This window comes from Cryobacterium sp. M23, assembly GCF_002929655.1.
In the GTDB taxonomy this organism is placed as follows: Bacteria; Actinomycetota; Actinomycetes; order Actinomycetales; family Microbacteriaceae; genus Cryobacterium; species Cryobacterium sandaracinum.
Window position 1 is genome coordinate 94,346 of sequence record NZ_PJJV01000076.1, and the last position, 19,072, is coordinate 113,417.

At 63.0% G+C, this 19,072-nt stretch carries 18 protein-coding genes and 1 pseudogene; 11 read left to right on the forward strand and 8 right to left on the reverse strand.

Annotation, left to right across the window (positions count from 1 at the left end; translation table 11 throughout):
• Positions 1-19: 19 nt before the first annotated feature.
• Positions 20-1,165, forward strand: coding sequence for an alkaline phosphatase family protein (locus CXY82_RS11980; RefSeq protein ID WP_198411968.1), 1,146 nt, complete (start codon positions 20-22; stop codon positions 1,163-1,165).
• A gap of 20 nt (positions 1,166-1,185) precedes the next feature.
• Here the strand turns inward: CXY82_RS11980 and CXY82_RS11985 are convergent, their stop codons facing one another.
• The gene (locus CXY82_RS11985) at positions 1,186-1,782 is read right to left on the reverse strand and encodes a DUF3043 domain-containing protein (RefSeq protein WP_233199314.1); all 597 of its coding nucleotides are present in this window, start codon (positions 1,780-1,782) and stop codon (positions 1,186-1,188) included.
• A 37-nt stretch (positions 1,783-1,819) separates the two neighbouring features.
• Here CXY82_RS11985 and CXY82_RS11990 point away from each other — a divergent pair, with 37 nt between their 5' ends.
• The 5 genes from CXY82_RS11990 to CXY82_RS12010 all read left to right on the forward strand — a co-directional run bounded on the left by CXY82_RS11990 (position 1,820) and on the right by CXY82_RS12010 (position 6,969).
• The gene (locus CXY82_RS11990) at positions 1,820-3,241 is read left to right on the forward strand and encodes a dipeptidase (protein WP_104171122.1); all 1,422 of its coding nucleotides are present in this window, start codon (positions 1,820-1,822) and stop codon (positions 3,239-3,241) included.
• A 136-nt stretch (positions 3,242-3,377) separates the two neighbouring features.
• Positions 3,378-3,734: an iron-sulfur cluster assembly accessory protein gene (locus tag CXY82_RS11995; protein ID WP_104171123.1), complete on the forward strand. Its 357-nt coding sequence runs from the start codon at positions 3,378-3,380 to the stop codon at positions 3,732-3,734.
• Between the two features lie 178 nt (positions 3,735-3,912).
• Positions 3,913-4,800, forward strand: coding sequence for a cytochrome c oxidase subunit II (gene coxB / locus CXY82_RS12000; protein WP_104171124.1), 888 nt, complete (start codon positions 3,913-3,915; stop codon positions 4,798-4,800).
• A gap of 3 nt (positions 4,801-4,803) precedes the next feature.
• Positions 4,804-6,546, forward strand: coding sequence for a cytochrome c oxidase subunit I (gene ctaD / locus CXY82_RS12005; RefSeq protein ID WP_104171125.1), 1,743 nt, complete (start codon positions 4,804-4,806; stop codon positions 6,544-6,546).
• Entirely contained in the window at positions 6,547-6,969 is a 423-nt protein-coding gene (locus tag CXY82_RS12010; RefSeq protein ID WP_104171126.1) for a cytochrome c oxidase subunit 4, read from the forward strand.
• 281 nt (positions 6,970-7,250) lie between these two features.
• Here CXY82_RS12010 and CXY82_RS12015 read toward each other — a convergent pair whose 3' ends face one another.
• From CXY82_RS12015 to CXY82_RS12035, 5 genes are read right to left on the reverse strand one after another with little or no spacing between them, the layout of a single operon-like run.
• Entirely contained in the window at positions 7,251-8,081 is an 831-nt protein-coding gene (locus CXY82_RS12015; RefSeq protein WP_104171127.1) for a methyltransferase domain-containing protein, read from the reverse strand.
• 30 nt (positions 8,082-8,111) lie between these two features.
• A complete protein-coding gene (locus CXY82_RS12020; RefSeq protein ID WP_199180949.1) occupies positions 8,112-9,731 on the reverse strand; it encodes a ubiquinol-cytochrome c reductase cytochrome b subunit in 1,620 nt (539 codons plus the stop codon).
• On the reverse strand, positions 9,728-10,801 hold the full coding sequence (locus CXY82_RS12025) for a ubiquinol-cytochrome c reductase iron-sulfur subunit (RefSeq protein ID WP_104171128.1): 1,074 nt from the start codon (positions 10,799-10,801) through the stop codon (positions 9,728-9,730). Before CXY82_RS12025 ends, CXY82_RS12020 begins: the two co-directional genes overlap by 4 nt.
• Positions 10,802-10,856: 55 nt before the next feature.
• Complete coding sequence (locus CXY82_RS12030; protein WP_104171129.1) at positions 10,857-11,669, reverse strand: c-type cytochrome; 813 nt, start codon at positions 11,667-11,669, stop codon at positions 10,857-10,859.
• Positions 11,670-11,691: 22 nt separating this feature from the next.
• Positions 11,692-12,360, reverse strand: coding sequence for a heme-copper oxidase subunit III (locus CXY82_RS12035; protein WP_104171130.1), 669 nt, complete (start codon positions 12,358-12,360; stop codon positions 11,692-11,694).
• Between the two features lie 105 nt (positions 12,361-12,465).
• Here CXY82_RS12035 and trpD point away from each other — a divergent pair, with 105 nt between their 5' ends.
• Positions 12,466-13,518 carry an anthranilate phosphoribosyltransferase gene (gene trpD, locus CXY82_RS12040; RefSeq protein ID WP_104171131.1) on the forward strand — a complete coding sequence of 351 codons (1,053 nt, stop codon included), beginning with the start codon at positions 12,466-12,468 and terminating at the stop codon, positions 13,516-13,518.
• Between the two features lie 80 nt (positions 13,519-13,598).
• On the opposite strand, the pseudogene glpK reads toward trpD, so the two are convergent.
• A pseudogene (glpK, locus tag CXY82_RS18325) lies at positions 13,599-15,046 on the reverse strand (glycerol kinase GlpK).
• Positions 15,047-15,169: 123 nt separating this feature from the next.
• Positions 15,170-15,934, reverse strand: a complete 765-nt coding sequence (locus CXY82_RS12050) for an MIP/aquaporin family protein (protein ID WP_104171132.1) — start codon at positions 15,932-15,934, stop codon at positions 15,170-15,172.
• A gap of 224 nt (positions 15,935-16,158) precedes the next feature.
• Here CXY82_RS12050 and dhaK point away from each other — a divergent pair, with 224 nt between their 5' ends.
• The 4 genes from dhaK (at position 16,159) to CXY82_RS17080 (ending at position 18,852) form a co-directional block, all read left to right on the forward strand.
• Positions 16,159-17,160 carry a dihydroxyacetone kinase subunit DhaK gene (gene dhaK, locus CXY82_RS12055; protein ID WP_104171133.1) on the forward strand — a complete coding sequence of 334 codons (1,002 nt, stop codon included), beginning with the start codon at positions 16,159-16,161 and terminating at the stop codon, positions 17,158-17,160.
• 19 nt (positions 17,161-17,179) lie between these two features.
• Positions 17,180-17,818, forward strand: coding sequence for a dihydroxyacetone kinase subunit DhaL (gene dhaL / locus CXY82_RS12060; RefSeq protein ID WP_104171134.1), 639 nt, complete (start codon positions 17,180-17,182; stop codon positions 17,816-17,818).
• A gap of 1 nt (position 17,819) precedes the next feature.
• Positions 17,820-18,506: a dihydroxyacetone kinase phosphoryl donor subunit DhaM gene (dhaM, locus tag CXY82_RS12065; RefSeq protein WP_104171135.1), complete on the forward strand. Its 687-nt coding sequence runs from the start codon at positions 17,820-17,822 to the stop codon at positions 18,504-18,506.
• A 133-nt stretch (positions 18,507-18,639) separates the two neighbouring features.
• Positions 18,640-18,852, forward strand: coding sequence for a hypothetical protein (locus tag CXY82_RS17080; RefSeq protein WP_146069120.1), 213 nt, complete (start codon positions 18,640-18,642; stop codon positions 18,850-18,852).
• Positions 18,853-19,072 lie beyond the last annotated feature (220 nt).

Consider the following 19,072-nt stretch of genomic DNA (forward strand, 5'->3'; position numbering starts at 1 on the left):
CTATGTCAGACTTGGCACGATGCCCCCCATGCTACCGGCCCGCCAATTCGGCACCCTGCGCCTTGCCGACGTTCTCACAAGTTCCCTGTCATCGATCGAGGGCCTTTCCAACATTCTGGACCTCGGCCAGACGAACAAGGCGGTCGTCCTTCTGGCGGACGGCCTCGGCGTCAGTTCCCTCCGAGCCCGTCCCGGGCACGCCCGATTCCTGAACTCGCTGCTGACCAAGTCCAGCGTGGTCGACGGCGTCTTCCCATCCACCACGGCTGCAGGCATCACGACCCTTACCACGGGTGTCGCACCCGGGCAGCACGGACTCGTCGGCTACCGGGTCCGAGACGCCGACCGGGACCGTGTGGTGAACCAGCTGACCGGCTGGGACGACGACATGCGACCGGAGACCTGGCAGCGTGCGCGCACCGTCTTCGAACGGGCCGCGGATGCCGGCATCCCCGGTTTCGCCATCGGACCCCGCCGGTACACCACATCCGGCTTCACCCAGGCGGCGCTTCGCGGCGCGCACTACGTGCCCGCGGAGAGCGTGTCCGACAGGTTTGCCGCCGCGCGACACCTTCTGGACACCGAGCCGCGCGCCCTCGTCTACGTCTACGTCCCCGAGCTGGATGTGGCCGCACACGCGCACGGCTGGGAGTCCGAACGGTGGTTGGCCGCGCTGGAGAACCTCGACGGCGCGGCCGCCCGCTTCGCAGCCGCACTGAAAGCCGATGAGGGTCTCCTGGTCACGGCCGACCACGGAATCATCGACGTCCCGATGACCAGACACGTGCTCTTCGACACGGTCCCCGAACTCATCGGCGGCGTCCGCCACATCGGCGGGGATCCCCGGTGCCTGCACCTCTACCTCGAACCCGAACTCGGTTCCGACTCAGGCGCGGCCCTCGCCGATACGTGGCGCGGTATTGAAGGCCACCGCGCCTGGGTCTTCAGCCGCGCGGAAGCAGTCGAGTCCGGGCTGTTCGGCGATGTTGCACCCGAGGTCCTGCCACGCATCGGCGACGTGATCGTGGCCGCACGCAAGCTCATAGCCTACTACGACTCCCGCGAGCCGAATCAGTCCGCACGTTCGATGGTCGGTCAGCACGGATCGCTGACGGACGAGGAACTCCGCGTGCCCCTGATCAGGTCGGGGACCTTCTCCGCCTGAGCGCGTGAGAAGTTCCGGCGTCAGGCGGGGTAGCGGCCGCGCTTGACCTGTGGTTTCGGCAGGCGAAGCACACGCAGTTGCAGTGCACGCATCGCTGCGTACCAGCGCACACGCTCGGCTTTCTCAGCGCCGAACTTGGCATTGAGCTTGCGCGTGACGATAAAGCCCAGGATGACGGAGTCGACAACGGCGACGATGACGAAGGCCCACAGGCCCAGGATTCCGTACGTCTGCACGGCCGCGTCGGGGAATACGCTGAGCAGGATGACCAGAAACATCACCGGAATCATGAATTCGCCCACGTTGAAGCGGGCGTCGACAAAGTCGCGCACGAAGCGCTTCTGCACACCGCGGTCGCGCACGGGGAGGAACTTCTCATCTCCGGCAGCCATACCCACCCGGGCACGCTCGCGAGCCTCGGCGGCCTTGCCTCTGGCCTGCTTGGCCGCGAGCTTGCGGTCATCTGGAACAAGCGGGCGCCGATTCAGAGCCTCTTGCTGCTTGCGGCTGGGCGTCGCCTGCCCTTTGCCGACAGGGTGGGTGGCCGCGAGGCGAGACCTGGTCTCGTCCGGGGTCTCCATGGATGGTTGTGCGTCTGGGTTCACAGGCTTAGCCACATCAGTTCCTTGCAATTGGTTGCCTTAAGATTACCTGATGACCGATATTCGAGAAACAGCGCCCCCGGCAATCTCACCGGCCGCCCCGGCTCTTCGTGCGGCAGTCGAACGCGGCCTTCCCACGACCATTGCCGACCTGTGCTCCCTGGTGCGGATTCCCTCCGTCTCCTGGGATGCCTTCGACGCACTTCAGGTGACCACCAGCGCGGATGCCGTCGCGGTCCTGGTCCGCGACCTCGGGGTGTTCGAATCGGTCGAGATCAAGCGGGCCGGGATCCCGGGCGGTGCCGAACTCGGCCATCCGGCCGTTTTGGCCACGCGCGCGGCACGCAACGGGCGCCCGACGGTTCTGCTCTATGCGCACCACGATGTGCAACCTCCCGGCCAGGATGCGGACTGGGACTCCAACCCGTTCGAACCGACCGTGCGTGGCGACCGCCTCTACGGACGCGGTGCGGCGGACGACAAGGCGGGAGTCATGGCCCACATCGCGTCGATCCGAGCTCTCGTGGAAGCAGAAGGACCCGATTTCGACCTCGGCCTGGCGCTCTTCATCGAAGGCGAGGAAGAGTTCGGCAGCCGGTCCTTCGCCACCTTCCTGGAGGAGAACCGGGAGTCCCTGCGCGCGGACGCCATCGTCGTCGCAGATTCGAACAACTGGGACATCAACACCCCCGCACTGACCACGGCGCTGCGCGGCAATGTCACGTTCCGACTGACGGTACGCACCCTTGACCACGCGTCGCACTCGGGCATGTTCGGGGGAGCGGTTCCCGACGCGATGATGGCCGTCGTTCGTCTGCTCGACAGCCTGTACGCCGACGACGGCGCCGTCGCCGTCCGCGGGCTGACGAGCATCGATGTTCCGACTCCGGACTACTCGGTGGAGCAGCTCCGCCTGGAAACCGGGCTCACCGACGGCGTCGGCCCGATCGGTCACGGCTCGGTGCTCAGCCGGATCTGGTCCCAGCCGGCCATCACAATCACCGGGATCGACGCGCCGTCCGTGGCCAACGCGTCGAACACGCTCACCCCGGCCGTCACCGTTCGCCTAAGCACCCGGATCGCTCCCGGTCAGTCGGCGGACGAGGCGTTCCGTGCGCTCGAGGCGCATCTGCACGCCAAGGCTCCATTCGGCGCCCGGATCGACATCGATGACGTCGACACGGGGGAGGCCTTCCTGGTCGACACGGGCGGCTGGGCCGTCGCTGAGACGCGGAGCGCCATGGCCGAAGCCTGGGGCGAAAGCCCGGTGGACATCGGCGTCGGCGGGTCCATCCCCTTCATCGCCGACCTAGTGCGGGTGTTTCCGGATGCTCAGATCTTGGTCACCGGGGTCGAGGACCCGGATTCCAGGGCGCACAGCCCCAACGAATCTCTGCATCTCGGAGTGTTCAAGCGGGCCATCCTCAGTGAGGCCTTCCTACTCGGCCGTCTGAATCAGCGCACCGGGAGCTGACCCGACCGAGAGCGCAGAAATCCGGGAATGCAGATGGTGTATTCCCGGTTGTGGTCGGTACAATCTTCGTGGCCACCAGCGGCATTCAGCCGCCGCGAAAGACCGTGTGAAAACGACTCGAACACTGAGGAGCACCATGACCGACACAGTCGCCGCCAGCACAGCCGCCCATGGCGTGGGCCTGAGCGCCACCGCCGCTGACAAGGTACGCAGCCTGCTCGCCCAGGAAGGCCGCGAGGACCTCCGCCTGCGCGTTGCCGTTCAACCCGGCGGCTGCTCCGGCCTCATCTACCAGCTCTATTTCGACGAGAGGCTACTCGACGGTGACGCTCTCGTCGACTTCGATGGGGTCGAGATCGTCGTAGACAAAATGAGTGTCCCCTACCTGGACGGGGCATCCATCGACTTCGAGGACACCATCCAAAAGCAGGGGTTCACGATCGACAATCCGAACGCCGGCGGAAGCTGCGCATGTGGAGATTCCTTCAGCTGACCCACCGGCGCCAGACAAAGCGCGACGGGCTCGTATCTCCGCAAATACTATGACTGGCGGCGAATTCGTTATCTCGGAGGCCGGTTCTTGCACAACGGAACGTGCCACCCGCAGTAGGCTGGGAGTCTATAGAAGCACTTCCAGTTAAGTGTCGTCGAGTCTCACCGAAAGGTTACTGGTGCGCAAAAACCATCGTCTCCGATGGGCTGCAATTCCGATCGCAGCGTCGTTGGCCCTCGTTCTCGCAGGTTGCTCGCAAGCCCAGCTTCATGGCTACCTCCCCGGCTTCATCGAGGGTGAGCCGGCGGTAACCAACCAGACGGAGCGCATCTCCGGGCTGTGGACCACATCATGGATCGTTCTGATGATTGTGGGGCTCATCACCTGGGGGCTCATCATCTGGGCCGTCGTTGTCTACCGCCGCCGCAAGGGTCAGACCGGCCTTCCGGTGCAGCTTCGTTACAACATGCCGATCGAGATTTTCTACACGGTCGTTCCCCTTATTCTCGTGGTCGGCTTCTTCGCCTTCACCGCGCGGGACCAGGCAGAGATCGAGGCTCGTTTCGATGAGCCGGAGGTCAAAATCCAGGTCATCGGCAAGCAGTGGGCTTGGGACTTCAACTACGTCAACGAAGACGTCTACAGTGCCGGCATCCAGGGCCAGCCCGACGTCGACGGCCCCGCCGGTTCGCTGGTTCAGTCTGAGATCCCCACGCTCGTCCTGCCGGTCGGCCAGAAGGTTGAACTGGCGCTCGACGCCCGCGACGTCATCCACTCATTCTGGGTCGTTGACTTCCTGTACAAAAAAGACATGATCCCCGGCAAGACCAACTACATGTCGATCATCCCGGAGCGCATCGGCACCTATGACGGAAAGTGTGCCGAACTGTGCGGCGAGAATCACTCGCTGATGCTCTTCACGGTCGAGGTCGTGTCCGAGGCAGACTACGAGTCGTACATCGACTCTCTGCGTGCTGCAGGCAACGACGGCCAGCTCGGCCTCGATTACGCACGCAACCAAAATCTGCCGGGAACGACAGCACCAACCGAGCAGGAGGGCAACTAGTCCATGACTACTACTACCACTACGGCACCTTCCGCGCCGGCAGCCCCCACTGCCCCGCGTCGGCCCACCGGTGTCGAGCGCAAGGGCAACGTCATCGTCCGGTGGATCACCTCCACTGACCACAAAGTCATCGGGTACATGTACCTGATCACGTCGTTCGTCTACTTCTGTCTTGCCGGTGTCATGGCACTGGTTATCCGCGCACAGCTTTTCGCCCCCGGCCTCGAGGTCGTCCAGACGAAGGAGCAGTACAACCAGCTCTTCACCATGCACGGCACGATCATGCTGCTGATGTTCGCTACGCCGTTGTTCTTCGGGTTCGCCAACTCCCTCATGCCGCTGCAGATCGGCGCCCCCGACGTGGCCTTCCCCCGGTTGAACGCCTTTTCCTTCTGGGCCTTCTTCTTCGGCAGTCTCGTCGCCGTCGGTGGATTCCTCACTCCGCAGGGTGCCGCATCCTTCGGCTGGTTCGCCTATCAGCCTCTGGCCAGTACGACGTTCTCCCCAGGCGTCGGTGGCAACCTGTGGATGGTCGGGCTTGGGCTGAGCGGCTTCGGCACCATTCTCGGCGCCGTGAACTTCATCACCACGGTAATCACGATGCGCGCCCCCGGAATGACCATGTTCCGGATGCCGATCTTCACGTGGAACACCATGGTCACGTCGATCCTCATCCTGATGGCCTTCCCCGTTCTCGCCGCAGCCCTTCTGGCCGCCGCGTCCGACCGCATTTTCCTCTCGCACATCTACGATCCGGCCAACGGTGGAGCCATCCTGTGGCAGCACCTGTTCTGGTTCTTCGGTCACCCTGAGGTGTACATCATCGCGCTGCCGTTCTTCGGCATCGTTTCGGAAGTCTTCCCGGTCTTCAGCCGCAAGCCGATCTTTGGATACAAGACCCTCATCTACGCGACCATCTCCATCGCGGCACTGTCCGTGGCGGTCTGGGCGCACCACATGTACGTCACCGGCTCTGTCCTGCTGCCGTTCTTCTCCCTGATGACCATGCTGATCGCCGTTCCGACCGGGGTGAAGATCTTCAACTGGATCGGCACCATGTGGCATGGCTCGCTGACCTTCGAAACGCCCATGCTGTGGGCCCTTGGCTTCCTGGTCACCTTCACCTTCGGTGGCCTCACCGGCGTCATCCTGGCCTCGCCGCCGCTCGACTTCCACGTCTCGGACACCTACTTCGTCGTCGCGCACTTCCACTACGTCATCTTCGGAACCGTGGTTTTCGCGATGTTCAGTGGGTTCTACTTCTGGTGGCCGAAGTGGACTGGCAAGATGCTCAATGAGAGCCTCGGCAAGTGGCACTTCTGGTTCCTCTTCATCGGTTTCCACACAACCTTCCTGGTGCAGCACTGGCTGGGCGTCGTCGGCATGCCGCGTCGGTACGCGTCGTACCTGCCCGAAGACGGCTTCACCTGGATGAACCAGTTGTCTACGGTCGGCTCGGTCATTCTCGCGATCTCGATGATCCCGTTCTTCCTGAACGTCTATATCACCGCCCGTAAGGCACCGCAGGTCACCGTGAACGACCCGTGGGGCCACGGCGGCTCGCTCGAGTGGGCTACCTCCTGCCCGCCGCCGCGCCACAACTTCACCTCCATCCCGCGCATCCGGTCCGAGCGCCCCGCGTTTGACCTGAACCACCCGGAGGCGCCCATGACAGTCGGAATCGGGCCGGCGAAGGACGCCCCGGATGCCCCCACGTACGACGTAACGTCGAAAAGGACGAAGTAAATGAGAGCCAACGTCAATCTCCTTCTGGTTCTGAGCGGGTTCTTCGTGGTGGTCACGACGGCCTATGTGGTCTGGGGTCTTCTTGACCCTAACCAGAACAAGATCGAGTGGGCGGGGACGTTCACACTCGGCCTGTGCGCGATCTTCTTCAGCTTCGTCGCGTTCTACCTGAGCCGGGTGCACAGTGCTCAGGGTGGCGAGCTTCCCGAAGATCGTCTTGACGCGAATATCGACGACGGCGACCCTGAGGTTGGTTTCTACAGCCCGTGGAGCTGGTGGCCCATCCTCTTGGCTGCCAGTGCTGCTCTGCTCTTCATGGGGCTGGCTGTCGGCGTGTGGATCTCGATCATCGCGTTGGGCATCGGGGTCATCTGCCTCGTCGGCTGGGTATACGAGTACTATCGGGGCAACTTCGCTCGCTGATCTGAATTGAGACACGTGCTTCTGGCACGTACGGCGGCGTCCAGGACACAGGTTCTGGACGCCACCTATGTTTATGCACCGCGCATCGCCTCGGAGTGACACGGCCGGGCAAGTTCACAGTTCCACGCAGCCTGATCCGCAGTTCCCGCTTGCATGGCCTCGAACGAATTCGACGGGGATTCTCGGGTATTCGCGTCTTCCCGGCCCGTCGGGGTACGATTCTGCCAGAGTCTCCGTCGAATTCGTTCAGGTCGTAAGATGCTTCGCGTGGTTGCCGGGCTTCAGATCGTGATGCGACGGTAGCCGAGTAACTCGAAGGACGCCGTGACGGTCTGCACGCCACTCAGATGGTCCGTCAGCGCGTCGACATCCGTGTGGTGGGCGGACGGACCCATCCCGATTAGAGCGGATGCCTGGGCGAGGTTGAGGCGCAGCGAATACGACAACTCGTTCCGTGTTTCCAGTTCGAAGGCGGGGGACAGCGCCTCGGACAGGTGCTCGCCTTTGTTCGCGGGCACGTCCAACGCCAGACCGGACGCCCAGAGCTCCTGCAGGTGGGACGCCTGCGGCACGACGACGACGAGCAGGCCGTCTTCGCGCAGGACCCGGTGGAATTCGGACGGGTTCCGGGGAGCGAAGACGTTCAGGATTACATCTGCTGACGCGTCCCGCACCGGCAGCGGGGACCAGACATCCGCCACGAGCCCGTCGACGTTGTCTCGGCCGCTCACTGTGCGCCTGATCGCCACGGGGGAAAGGTCCATGCCCAGGGCGCGCGCATCTGGACAGAGCGCGAAAACCCCCTGCAAGTAGTATCCGGTTCCACAGCCGATGTCCATGACCCGGGAGGGGTTCTCAGCCGCCACCCGCTCAGCAAGGCGGCTGCGCAGCGGCTCGTACCAGCCGGTCTCGAGGAAAAGTGCTCTCGCGTCTACCATCGCGACGCTGTCGCCGATCAGCCGGCGCGCACCGCCTGCCAGTGACACGTATCCGCGCTTGTTCACGTCGAAGGAGTGACCGGCCCCGCAGCGCAGCGTCAGCGGCCCGGCGGGGGAAAGCGGAAGAAAACAGTTTGGGCACCGAAGCCACTCCGACAGGGTCTGGAGGGACATCGATGCCCGTTCTGTGTTCGCGGCCGGAGCCTAGTGGTGGTGGTCGTGCGCCCGTTCGAGTTCAGTGGTCGATACCGGTTCGATCCGGTCCTCGAAGAACCAGCGGGACAGTCCGGCACGAGCCTTTTGGCCCACCGTGATTTTGCCCTTGGCGTTCGGGCGGATCATGAGCGGCTTGTAGTCGTTGTAGCTGACCAGCTTCCAGCGCTCGTATTCATCAACGGGCTGGTGAACCTCGATGTACTCGCCACCGGGTAGACGCACGATACGCCCGGACTCGTAACCGTGCAGAACGATCTCACGGTCCTTTTTCTGCAAAGCCAGGCAGATACGTTTCGTCACGAAGAAGGCGATGAAGGGCCCCACAATCACCAGGAACTGCATGGTGTGGATCACGCCTTCCATCGTCACCTTGAAGTGCGTTGCGATGATGTCCGAGGAGGCCGTGGCCCACAGCGCCGCGTAGAACGTGACTCCGGCGGCACCGATGGCGGTGCGTGTCGGGGCGTTCCGGGGACGGTCGAGGATGTGGTGCTCACGCTTGTCTCCGGTGACCCACCCCTCGATGAACGGGTAGATAAGCACGACCAGGATGAACAGGCCCAGCGACACCAACGGGATCAGGATGTTGAAGGACCAGGTGCGATCCAGCCAGACCATCTCGAGTCCCGGCGGGATCAGGCGCAGGGCGCCGTCAGCGAAACCGATGTACCAGTCCGGCTGTGTTCCGGCCGAAACGGGGGAGGGATCGTAGGGACCGTAGTTCCAGATGGGGTTGATCGTAAACAGCGACGCCATCAACATCACGAGGCCGAAGACGATGAAGAAGAAGCCACCGGCCTTGGCCGCATACACGGGAAAAACCGGGTAGCCAACTACATTCTGGTTGGTGCGTCCGGCACCGGGGTACTGCGTGTGCTTGTGTACGACGACGAAGAGCAGGTGCATCGCGATCAAAGCCACGATAATGGCCGGCAGCAGCAGAATGTGGAGGGAGTACAGGCGTCCGACGATCGCCTCGCCCGGGAACTCTCCGCCGAAGAGGAGGAACGAAATCCAGGTTCCGACCAGCGGGATGCCCTTGACCATTCCGTCGATGATGCGCAAGCCGTTTCCGGAGAGCAGGTCGTCGGGGAGGGAGTAGCCGGTGAATCCTTCGGCCATGGCCAGGATGAACAGAACGAACCCGATGACCCAGTTGAGCTCGCGCGGCTTGCGGAACGCACCGGTGAAGTAGATGCGGAGCATGTGCAAGCCGATTGCAGCCACGAAGAGCAGTGCTGCCCAGTGGTGGACCTGGCGCATGAGGAGCCCGCCACGAATATCAAAGGAGATGTCCAGGGAGGATGCCATCGCGGCAGACATCTCCACACCCTTGAGTGGCATGTACGAACCGTCGTACTCCACCGGCGTCATCGAAGCGCTGAAGAAGAACGTGAGGAACGAACCGGACAACAGGATGATGACGAAGCTGTAGAGGGCAACCTCACCGAGCAGGAAAGACCAGTGGTCGGGGAAGATCTTGCGACCCAGTTCCTTAACCGCGGTCGAAATGCTGGTGCGTTCGTCGATGTAGTTCGCGGCGGCCCCGGTGAGGCCACCGGACTTCTTTGTTTCGACCAGGTCAGTAGTCGTAGTTGCAGTGCTCAATTCCGCTCCCAGAAGCTCGGTCCGACGGGTTCAGTGAAATCACTTTGTGCAATGAGATACCCCTCGGAGTCTACCGTGATGGGCAGCTGCGGCAACGGGCGCTTGGCCGGTCCGAAGATGACTTCGCACTGGTTCGTCACATCGAACTGCGACTGGTGACAGGGACACAGGAGCGTGTGGGTCTGCTGTTCATAAAGCGCGACCGGGCATCCGACGTGCGTGCAGATTTTTGAGTAGGCAACAATGCCGTCGTACGACCAGTCCTTCTTGTCGGCGGGCTCATTGATATCTTCCGGCTTCAGCCTCATCAGGAGAACTGCGGCCTTGGCCTTCTCTTCGAGTTTGCCGCGGCCGAGGTCCTGCAGTCCTTCGGGAATCACGTGGAAGGCCGAGCCGAGGGTGACGTCGGAGGCCTTGATCGGTGTGCCCGTGGGGTCGATCGCGAGCCTGGTGCCCTTCTTCCACATGGTGTGTTCGAGAGCTGCAGCCGGATTGGTGTCCTGCGGGCCCAAGCCGCGGAATAACACGACGGCCGGCAGCGGAAAGGCGATCAAGGCACCGATGAGGCTGTTTCGGATGAGCGTACGGCGACCGATGCCCGATTCAACATTGGCCTCGTGAAAGATCTCGACCGCGCGTTCGCGGGTCTCGTCGGACCCCCGCACCGGGTGGCGCTCGTCGACGCCTTCGTGGTCGAACATGAGCGCCTTGCCCCAGTGCACGGCGCCGATGCCGATTGCCAGCAGGGCGAGAGTGAGGCCGAGACCAATGAAGAGGTTGTTCAGACGAACCGAATCCGGTTCCTCAGGGATGATCGGGAAGACCATATACGCCACGATTGCGAACACACTGCCCACGATCGACAGGTAGAAGAGCGTGTAGACGGTTCGCTCGGCGCGACGCTCCGCGCTGGGGTTGAGGTCGGTGACGCGCAGTCGGTGCGGGGGGAGACCCGGATTGGCCACGGCATCCCGTACGACGACGGCGGTGCCTGCGGGAGCCCCCTCATGCCCGACGCTCGACGAGTCAGCAGCGGTCAAGTCCTTCCCGCTGTTATCGTCCTTGGCCATTGTTCTCCTTCATCGGAATTCTCATAAAACAGTTTGTGTCAGACCTGGTCGGTGATCAGTTCGACTTGGCGGTGATCCACACCGTCAGGGCAACGATGGACCCAAGACCGAAGATCCAGAGGAAAAGACCTTCCGAGACCGGTCCGAGGGCGCCCAGAGCGAATCCACCGGGGGACGGGTTGTTGTCCAGATACTTGAGGTACGTGATGATGTCCCGCTTGCTCTCCGGGGAAATGTTCATGTCGTTGAACACGGGCATGTTCTGCGGGCCGGTGACCATGGCCTCGTAGATGTGCTTCTCCGTAACCCCGGCCAGGGCAGGCGCATACTTGCCCTGAGTGAGGGCACCACCGGCGCCGGCGACGTTGTGGCACATCGCGCAGTTGATGCGGAACAACTCGGCGCCCTTGGCGGCATCGCCGTCGGCGTCGAGGAGAGACGGATCCGGAAGTGCCGGACCCGGCGCAAGGGACGCCACGTAAGCGGCGAGGGACACGATCTGCTCGTCTGTGAACTGGACGGCCTTCTTCTCAGCCTGCGGTCCGTTCAACTGCATCGGCATGCGTCCGGTGCCCACCTGGAAGTCGACCGATGCAGCGCCGACGCCGATCAGGCTGGGGCCAGCATTGGTGCCCGCTGCTTTCAATCCGTGACAGGTGGCGCAGTTGGCCGCGAAGAGTTTCTGCCCTTCGCCGACGGTCTGCTGCGACGCAGCGTTCGTCTCCGCACTGGCACTGCTCGTGCTGAAAGCGGCGTATGCGCCTCCGGTGAAGAGGAGTCCGATCGCGATGAGGGCGACGCTGGCAAGCGGGCTGCGACGGCCGGCTTTGCGACCGTCGGACTGCTTCGGTGTGCTAATCGTGGTCATACGTGGTGTCCACTCCGACTTTCTATTTAAGAACGTAAATGACGAGGAACAGCCCGATCCAGACAACGTCGACGAAGTGCCAGTAGTACGACACGACGATGGCGCTCGTTGCTTCCTTGTGACCGAAGTTCTTGACCGCGAAGGCGCGCCCGATGACGAGCAGGAACGCGATCAGGCCGGCAGTCACGTGAATACCGTGGAAACCGGTGGTGAGGTAAAATGCGGATCCGTACGCGTTGCTGGTAAGCGAGACGCCCTCGGAAACGAGAGTCGCGTACTCGAAGACCTGACCGGACACGAATATGGCCCCGAGGGCGTAGGTGAGGAAGAACCACTCGACCATGCCCCACTGGCTCGGTTTCCATCCGGTCGAACGTGATTGCAGGCGTTCTGCCGCAAACACTCCGAACTGGCAGGTCACCGAAGAGGACACGAGGATCAGCGTGTTCACAAGGGCGAATCCAAAGCCGTGCTTCTCCGTCTCGAATAACCACAATTCAGGCGACGTCGACCGCAGCGTGAAGTAGATGGCGAAGAGCCCGGCGAAGAACATGACTTCGCTGCCCAACCAGACGATGGTGCCAACAGCCACGCTGTTGGGCCGGTTAACAACGGGCGCATTGACCGTGTAAGTAATTGATGGACTCGTCACTCTTCCATTATGGCCGATTTGCGTATCGGTTATTGTCATCGGGGCGGACCTGTCGCTCAATTACCGGAATGACTACCTGATTGGAACAAACGCGCCCCGGGAAGCGAATTCGGGACGGATCGTCGATCTCGCTAAAATCGATCCATGCTTGAAATTCAGTCCTGGCCAAACGTCCTTAGTGCTTTGCTTTCGGGGGAGGACCTCAGCGTCTCCGATGCCGCGTGGAGCATGGAGCAGGTCATGCTGGGGGAGGCAACTTCGGCGCAGCTGGCCGGCTTCCTCGTAGCCCTGCGCGCCAAGGGCGAAACCGTGGACGAAATCGTCGGGTTTCGGGATGCGATCCTCGACCATGCCGTACCGCTGGCGGTGAACCCGATGGCCCTGGACATCGTCGGCACTGGTGGGGATCGGTTCGGCACCGTCAACATCTCGACGATGGCCTCCATCGTCTGCGCCGGGGTCGGCGTTCCCGTGATCAAACACGGGAACCGGGCCTCAAGCTCGGCGTCCGGTTCGTCGGACGTGCTTGCTGCCCTCGGCATTGACCTGACACTGTCTGCCGACAAGGTTGCTGCCATTTTGGATACGGCCGGGATCACCTTCGCCTTCGCTGCCGCTTTTCACCCGGGGTTCCGTCACGCAGCGCTTGCGCGCAAGGAGCTCGGCATCCCCACGGTGTTCAACTACCTCGGCCCGTTGTGCAATCCGGCCCGTCCCGAGGCGTCAGCAGTGGGAGTCGCAAACCTGGACCGAGTTCCGCTCATCGTGGGTGTATTCCAGACACGCGGGGCGACGGCCCTGGTCTTCCGCGGTGACGACGGTCTCGATGAGCTGACCACGACGGGCCACAGCCATGTCTGGGAGGTGTCGCGGGGCCTGGTGACGGAGCACGACATCGATCCGCGTGACCTGGGAATCCGACGGGCCTTGATCAATGAGCTCGTTGGCGGGGACGCTGAGCACAATGCGGCCGTCGTTCATTCAGTGCTGGCCGGTGAGGTCGGTGCGGTGCGTGACATCGTCCTGCTGAACGCGGCCGCCGGCCTGGTCGCGTTTGACCTTGCAAACGATCCCGCGCAGTCTCAAGTCAATATTATCGAGCGCTTTCGCACTAAAATGGTCGTGGCCGCGGAGGCAGTCGACTCCGGTGCGGCCACGGCCAAGCTCGCTGAGTGGGTCGCGGCCAGTCGGGTGTGACCCGGCTGGCCCAGACAAAACGAGACGAGCTAGACGACGTCTTCGTCAATCCAGCCGAACGTCTTGGTAACGGCCGTCTTTCAGTTGCGCATCTGTCGGTTCCTCTCTTCTTCGCCCATTTGCGGGGTCCACCGGCTGTCCTTTTGCCAGTTGGCCCGCAGCTCGTCAAGGTCACCCCAGAAACCGACCGCCAGTCCGGCGGCGTACGCGGCGCCGAGAGCCGTGGTTTCGGCCACGACCGGTCGCACCACTGGCACGCCGATGATGTCGGCCTGGAACTGCATCAGCGTGTTGTTGCCGATCATGCCCCCGTCAACCTTCAGCTCGGCCAATGGAACACCCGAGTCGGCGTTGACCGCGTCCAGGACCTCCCGGGTCTGAAACGCGGTCGCCTCGAGGGCGGCGCGGGAGATGTGGCCCTTGTCCACGAATCGGGTCAGGCCGACGAGGGCACCACGGGCGTCCGAGCGCCAGTACGGCGCGAAGAGTCCGGAGAAGGCGGGCACGAAGTAGGCGCCGCCATTGTCATCGACCGTTTTGCCAAGCGTCTCGATTTCCTCGGAGGTACTGATCATTCCCAGATTGTCTCGCAGCCACTGCACGAGGGCGCGGGTGACCGCGATGGAGCCCTCCAGCGCATAGTGGGGTTCGGCGTCGCCGAGCTTGTAGCCGAGCGTGGTGAGCAGACCGTTCTTGGAGTGGATGATATCGGTGCCCGTGTTGAAGATCAGGAAGTTACCGGTGCCGTAGGTGTTCTTCGCCTCACCCTGGTCGAAGGCAGCCTGACCGAATGTGGCGGCCTGCTGGTCACCCAGGATGCCCGCGATCGGGGTTTCGCGCAGCAGGCAGTGGCCGCTCGCGATGCCGTAGACCTCGGACGAGGAACGAATCTCGGGCAGCATCGACTTGGGTACCCCGAAGGCGGCGAGGATGTCGTCGTCCCATTGCAGAGTCTCGAGATCCATGAACATGGTGCGGCTGGCGTTGGTCACGTCCATCGCGTGCACGCCGCCTTCGAGACCGCCGGTCAGGTTCCACAGCACCCAGGAGTCCGTCGTGCCGAACATCAGATCGCCGGCTTCAGCCTTGCGCGCGCGTCATTCACGTCCTCGAGAATCCAGACGATCTTCGTTCCGGAGAAGTACGTCGCCAGGGGGAGCCCCACCTGGGCCTTGAACCGTTCGACTCCGCCGTCGGCGGCGAGACGGTCCACGATGGGCTGGGTGCGGGAATCTCACCAGACAATCGCGTTGTGGACGGGCAGCTCGGTGCGGCGGTCCGAGACCACTGCGGTCTCATGCTGGTTGCTGATTCCCACGGCCTCGATGTCATGCCGAGTCAGGTTCAACTTGGACAAAGCCTGGCCGATCACTTCACGGGTGTTGTCCCAAATTTCCATCGGGTCGTGCTCGACCCAGCCGGCCCGGGGGAAGATCTGCTCGTGCTCGAGCTGACCGATCGCGATCACCGAGCCTGCTTTGTCGAAGATGATCGCTCGGGAACTCGTGGTTCCCTGGTCGATCGCGATGACGTACTCGGCCTTGAAATACCTCCTTGGATTGCGAGAATCGGTGCTTGACGCGGCGCACGCCGTTGCGTGAAGCCACACAGTGCGGGCCGATTCAATGACTGAACCGGCCCGCGGGAAGGATTACGTGAGGACGGGCAATAAGAACAGGGAAGCCCATCCGGCGAGCATGCCGCCAATGACCGGACCCACGACAGGAACCCAGGAATATGCCCAATCAGACGTTCCCTTGCCCTTGATCGGCAGGACGAAGTGCGCGATGCGGGGCCCCAGGTCACGAGCCGGGTTGATGGCGTATCCGGTCGGCCCACCGAGCGAGGTGCCGATGACGATAACAAGCAGCGCGACGGGCAGTGCGCCGAGCGCGGCCAGTCCGCCACTCTCGCCCTGGCGCCCGCCACCGAACGCCAGAACGACGAAGACAAGCACGAATGTGCCGATGATCTCGGTTGTCAGGTTCCAGCCGTAGGAGCGGATGGCCGGACCGGTCGAGAAGACGCCGAGTTTGTTGGCGGAGTTGGGCTCAGCGTCGAAGTGCTGTTTGTAGGCCAGCCAGCAAAAAACGGCTCCGATGAAGGCGCCGAGGAACTGACCCGCGATGTAGGTGAGGACAGACAGGAAGTTCACGGGAACGCCCGAACCGAACTCCGTTGCACCCGATGTCACCAGGCCGAGGGTGACTGCCGGGTTGAGGTGTGCGCCAGAATTGTAAGCGACGATGACGCCGGCGAAGACCGCGAAACCCCACCCGATGGTGACCATGAGGAATCCGCCGCCAAGGCCCTTGTTCTTGGCCAGCGCGACGTTGGCGACCACACCGGTTCCAAGGAGGACGAGTATCCCCGTGCCCAGCACTTCCGATAAGAATACGACTCCAATATTGTCCACGTTGACCTTTCTTGGTGAGGCTGGAGATGCCGGAGCAACCCTGAGCGGTGAGCGATCGGCGTTACCATAGCGCGGCGATTAACGCAGCGGAATGGGCCGGTGGACGCGTAATTCACCGCCCCTTACCGGCAGCGAGGGCAGCGCGTAGGTTGAGCCTGGAGTGCACAGCGCTCCACAACAGCCCGTCGACGGGCCGTCCAACCACCTCGATCGAAGGAAGAGACATGAAGAAACTCGTCAATGATCCCAAGAACGTCGTCGCTGAGGCCGTGGCCGGTTTCGGCGCGGCCCACGCCGATATCGTCCGGATTTCGACGGAACCGATCTACATCGTGCGCACGGAAGCTCCCGTTGCCGGGAAAGTGGGTCTGGTCAGCGGAGGAGGAAGCGGACACGAGCCACTTCACGGTGGGTTCGTCGGGTTCGGGATGCTGGACGCAGCCGTACCAGGGGCCGTTTTCACCTCACCGACACCCGACCCGATCCTCGCCGCGACGAAGGCGGTCGATGGGGGAGCGGGGGTGCTCCACATCGTCAAGAACTACACCGGGGACGTCTTGAATTTCGAGACCGCCGCCGACCTCGCCGCCGCGGACGGAATCGAGGTCCGCTCGGTGATCGTCAACGACGACGTCGCCGTGAAGGACTCGCTGTACACGGCCGGGCGACGTGGTGTGGCCGGAACGGTCCTGGTCGAGAAGATCGCTGGAGCGTCGGCTGAGCGCGGAGACGCCCTGGAGACCGTCGCCGCGATCGCAGAGAGGGTCATCTCCGATGTGCGTTCGATGGGTGTGGCGCTGACGCCGTGCGTTGCTCCCCACGCCGGGGAAGGCAGCTTCACGCTCGCCGACGATGAGATCGAGATCGGGATCGGCATCCACGGCGAGCCGGGGCGCGCGCGCATCAAGCTGGAGCCGGCCGACGCCATCGTCGACCGGCTCCTCGGCCCTATCCTTGAGGACATCCCGTTCGTAGCCGGGGACAAGGTGCTTCTCTTCGTCAACGGAATGGGCGGCACACCGCAAATCGAGCTGTACATCGTGTTTCGACGGGCCGCCGAGGTGTTGGCCGAACAGGGGATCGAAGTATCCAGGACACTCGTCGGGAACTATACGACGTCTCTCGAGATGCAGGGAACATCCATCACCGTGCTGAAACTCGATGACGAATTGACTGCCCTGTGGGATGCGCCGGTCCAGACGGCAGCGCTACGGTGGGGACGATAGGCCGGTAGAAGGAGATCCAATGAATTTAGACGGCACGTGGGCGAAAGCCTGGATCAGGACCAGTGCGGCGGTAATGAATGAGCACCGTGTGGAATTGATTGATCTGGACCGTGAAATCGGCGATGGTGATCATGGCGAAAACATGGACCGCGGTTTCCAGGCGGTGCTGTTGAAACTCGATGACCTTGCGTCCGAGGCGAACCCCGGGGACGTCTTCAAACTCGTCGCAACCACGTTGATCTCAACCGTGGGCGGTGCGGCGGGTCCACTGTACGGAACAGCGTTCCTCAAGGCGGCCGCGGCCATCTCCGGCTCGGCTGACCTTGACGGGGCCGCTCTAGTCGCACTCCTGGCGGCCGCGCGTGATGGCATCGTCCTGCGCGGCAAGGCGGAGTCCGGAGACAAGACCATGGTCGATGCCTGGACTCCGGCGGTCGACGCCGCCGAAGCAGCCCGTGCCGACGGTGCGAACGACCTGGCGATTTTGATGGCGGCGGCAGCTGCTGCCGAGGCAGGGGCAGAGGCGACGGAACCCTGGGTTGCGCGCAAGGGACGGGCTAGCTACCTCGGCGAACGGGCCATCGGTCACCGCGACCCGGGAGCGCAGTCTTCGGCCCTGCTGTTGCGAGCAGCTGCCGACACCGCAGCGACCGCTTGAAATGACCGCCACAGAGGGGCTTGTCGGCCTCGTTTTCATCTCCCACAGCTCGAAGATCGCCGACGGTCTCCTCGATCTGGCAACCCAGATGGCACCCCAAACGAGGATGGTCCCGGCCGGTGGGACAGACGACGGGGGTATCGGCACGAGCTTCACGAAGGTGGTCAGCGGCATTGCACAGGCTGACGCCGGCGCCGGCGTCGTGCTCCTCTGCGACCTGGGCTCCGCGATCCTGACGGCCGAAACCGCGTTGGATTTCCTCGGAGACGCGGCGCGTGCCCGAGTACGAATCGTGGATGCGCCTCTGGTCGAGGGTGGTGTGGCTGCGGCCGTCGCCGCCGAGATTGGGGGAGACATCGAGTCTGTCGTGCGGGCCGCGCAATCCGCAGCCGGGGCCGTCTCCGCACCTGGGGCGGAACCAGCGCTGCCGCCGGTGGTCACTCGAACCGTTACCCTGGTGAACAAGGATGGTCTGCATGCCCGACCGGCTGCTGACTTCGTGAAGCTCGCCAGTACGTTCGAGGCACGAGTCACCGTGAACGGCAGGGATGCATCCAGTCTGCTCGCCGTGATGTCACTCGGACTCATCCGCGGCATGACCGCGAAGATCTCCTCCTCGGATGAGGCCGGAGCGGCAGCCGTAGCCGCTCTGGGAGACCTTCTGGAATCGGGTTTCGGAGAAGAATAGACGCAAAGCACACACACCTGGTCGATTTTGCAACTCGGCGTAGTCTGAGCGCATGGTCAGAGACAGGAAACCGCCGGTGAGCAGTCCTACTCGTCACTCCGACCGAGTGGATCCGCGATTCGCGGATACGGACGTGCCGACCGATCTAAAGGAATGCCCGGTCTGTGGGCAGACCATGCGTGCACATTTGATCGAGCGCGGCGCCCATGACACTATCCTTACGTGCCCCGTGCAGCATCCGGGCGCGTGGGACCGGGACGCGTTCCTGCCCGTGAACGAATTCGGGATGGTCCAGCGCCCGCACGAACCGGAGAACACCGACAAGGAAATCGACCGCCCAGAATGAGTCCGGCGGCGGCGGTTCGGCTGACTGTCGCCGAATGTCTGCACAAGGGTCCTAATCCACCGCTGGACACACTCGGGCACGATGCGGGACGTTTCGGAAGTGATCCTATGCCTCTCGTGGTCAGGCTAAAGCGTCGTCTAAGCGGGAACTGGACTTATCCGAAAGGGTCCTAATCCTTCACGGAACTGAGCCTTGGCGAGGGCCGCAGCTGTGATGATTT

Excerpts from the sequence above, each read along its gene's own strand:
- CXY82_RS11980 (WP_198411968.1), top strand. The coding sequence starts at position 20 with ATGCCCCCCATGCTACCGGCCCGCCAATTCGGCACCCTGCGCCTTGCC.
- CXY82_RS11990 (WP_104171122.1), top strand. The coding sequence starts at position 1,820 with ATGACCGATATTCGAGAAACAGCGCCCCCGGCAATCTCACCGGCCGCC.
- CXY82_RS11995 (WP_104171123.1), top strand. The coding sequence starts at position 3,378 with ATGACCGACACAGTCGCCGCCAGCACAGCCGCCCATGGCGTGGGCCTG.
- ctaD (WP_104171125.1), top strand. The coding sequence starts at position 4,804 with ATGACTACTACTACCACTACGGCACCTTCCGCGCCGGCAGCCCCCACT.
- CXY82_RS12010 (WP_104171126.1), top strand. The coding sequence starts at position 6,547 with ATGAGAGCCAACGTCAATCTCCTTCTGGTTCTGAGCGGGTTCTTCGTG.
- CXY82_RS12015 (WP_104171127.1), bottom strand. The coding sequence starts at position 8,081 with ATGTCCCTCCAGACCCTGTCGGAGTGGCTTCGGTGCCCAAACTGTTTT.
- CXY82_RS12025 (WP_104171128.1), bottom strand. The coding sequence starts at position 10,801 with ATGGCCAAGGACGATAACAGCGGGAAGGACTTGACCGCTGCTGACTCG.
- CXY82_RS12030 (WP_104171129.1), bottom strand. The coding sequence starts at position 11,669 with ATGACCACGATTAGCACACCGAAGCAGTCCGACGGTCGCAAAGCCGGC.
- CXY82_RS12035 (WP_104171130.1), bottom strand. The coding sequence starts at position 12,360 with ATGACAATAACCGATACGCAAATCGGCCATAATGGAAGAGTGACGAGT.
- trpD (WP_104171131.1), top strand. The coding sequence starts at position 12,466 with ATGCTTGAAATTCAGTCCTGGCCAAACGTCCTTAGTGCTTTGCTTTCG.
- dhaK (WP_104171133.1), top strand. The coding sequence starts at position 16,159 with ATGAAGAAACTCGTCAATGATCCCAAGAACGTCGTCGCTGAGGCCGTG.
- dhaL (WP_104171134.1), top strand. The coding sequence starts at position 17,180 with ATGAATTTAGACGGCACGTGGGCGAAAGCCTGGATCAGGACCAGTGCG.
- dhaM (WP_104171135.1), top strand. The coding sequence starts at position 17,820 with ATGACCGCCACAGAGGGGCTTGTCGGCCTCGTTTTCATCTCCCACAGC.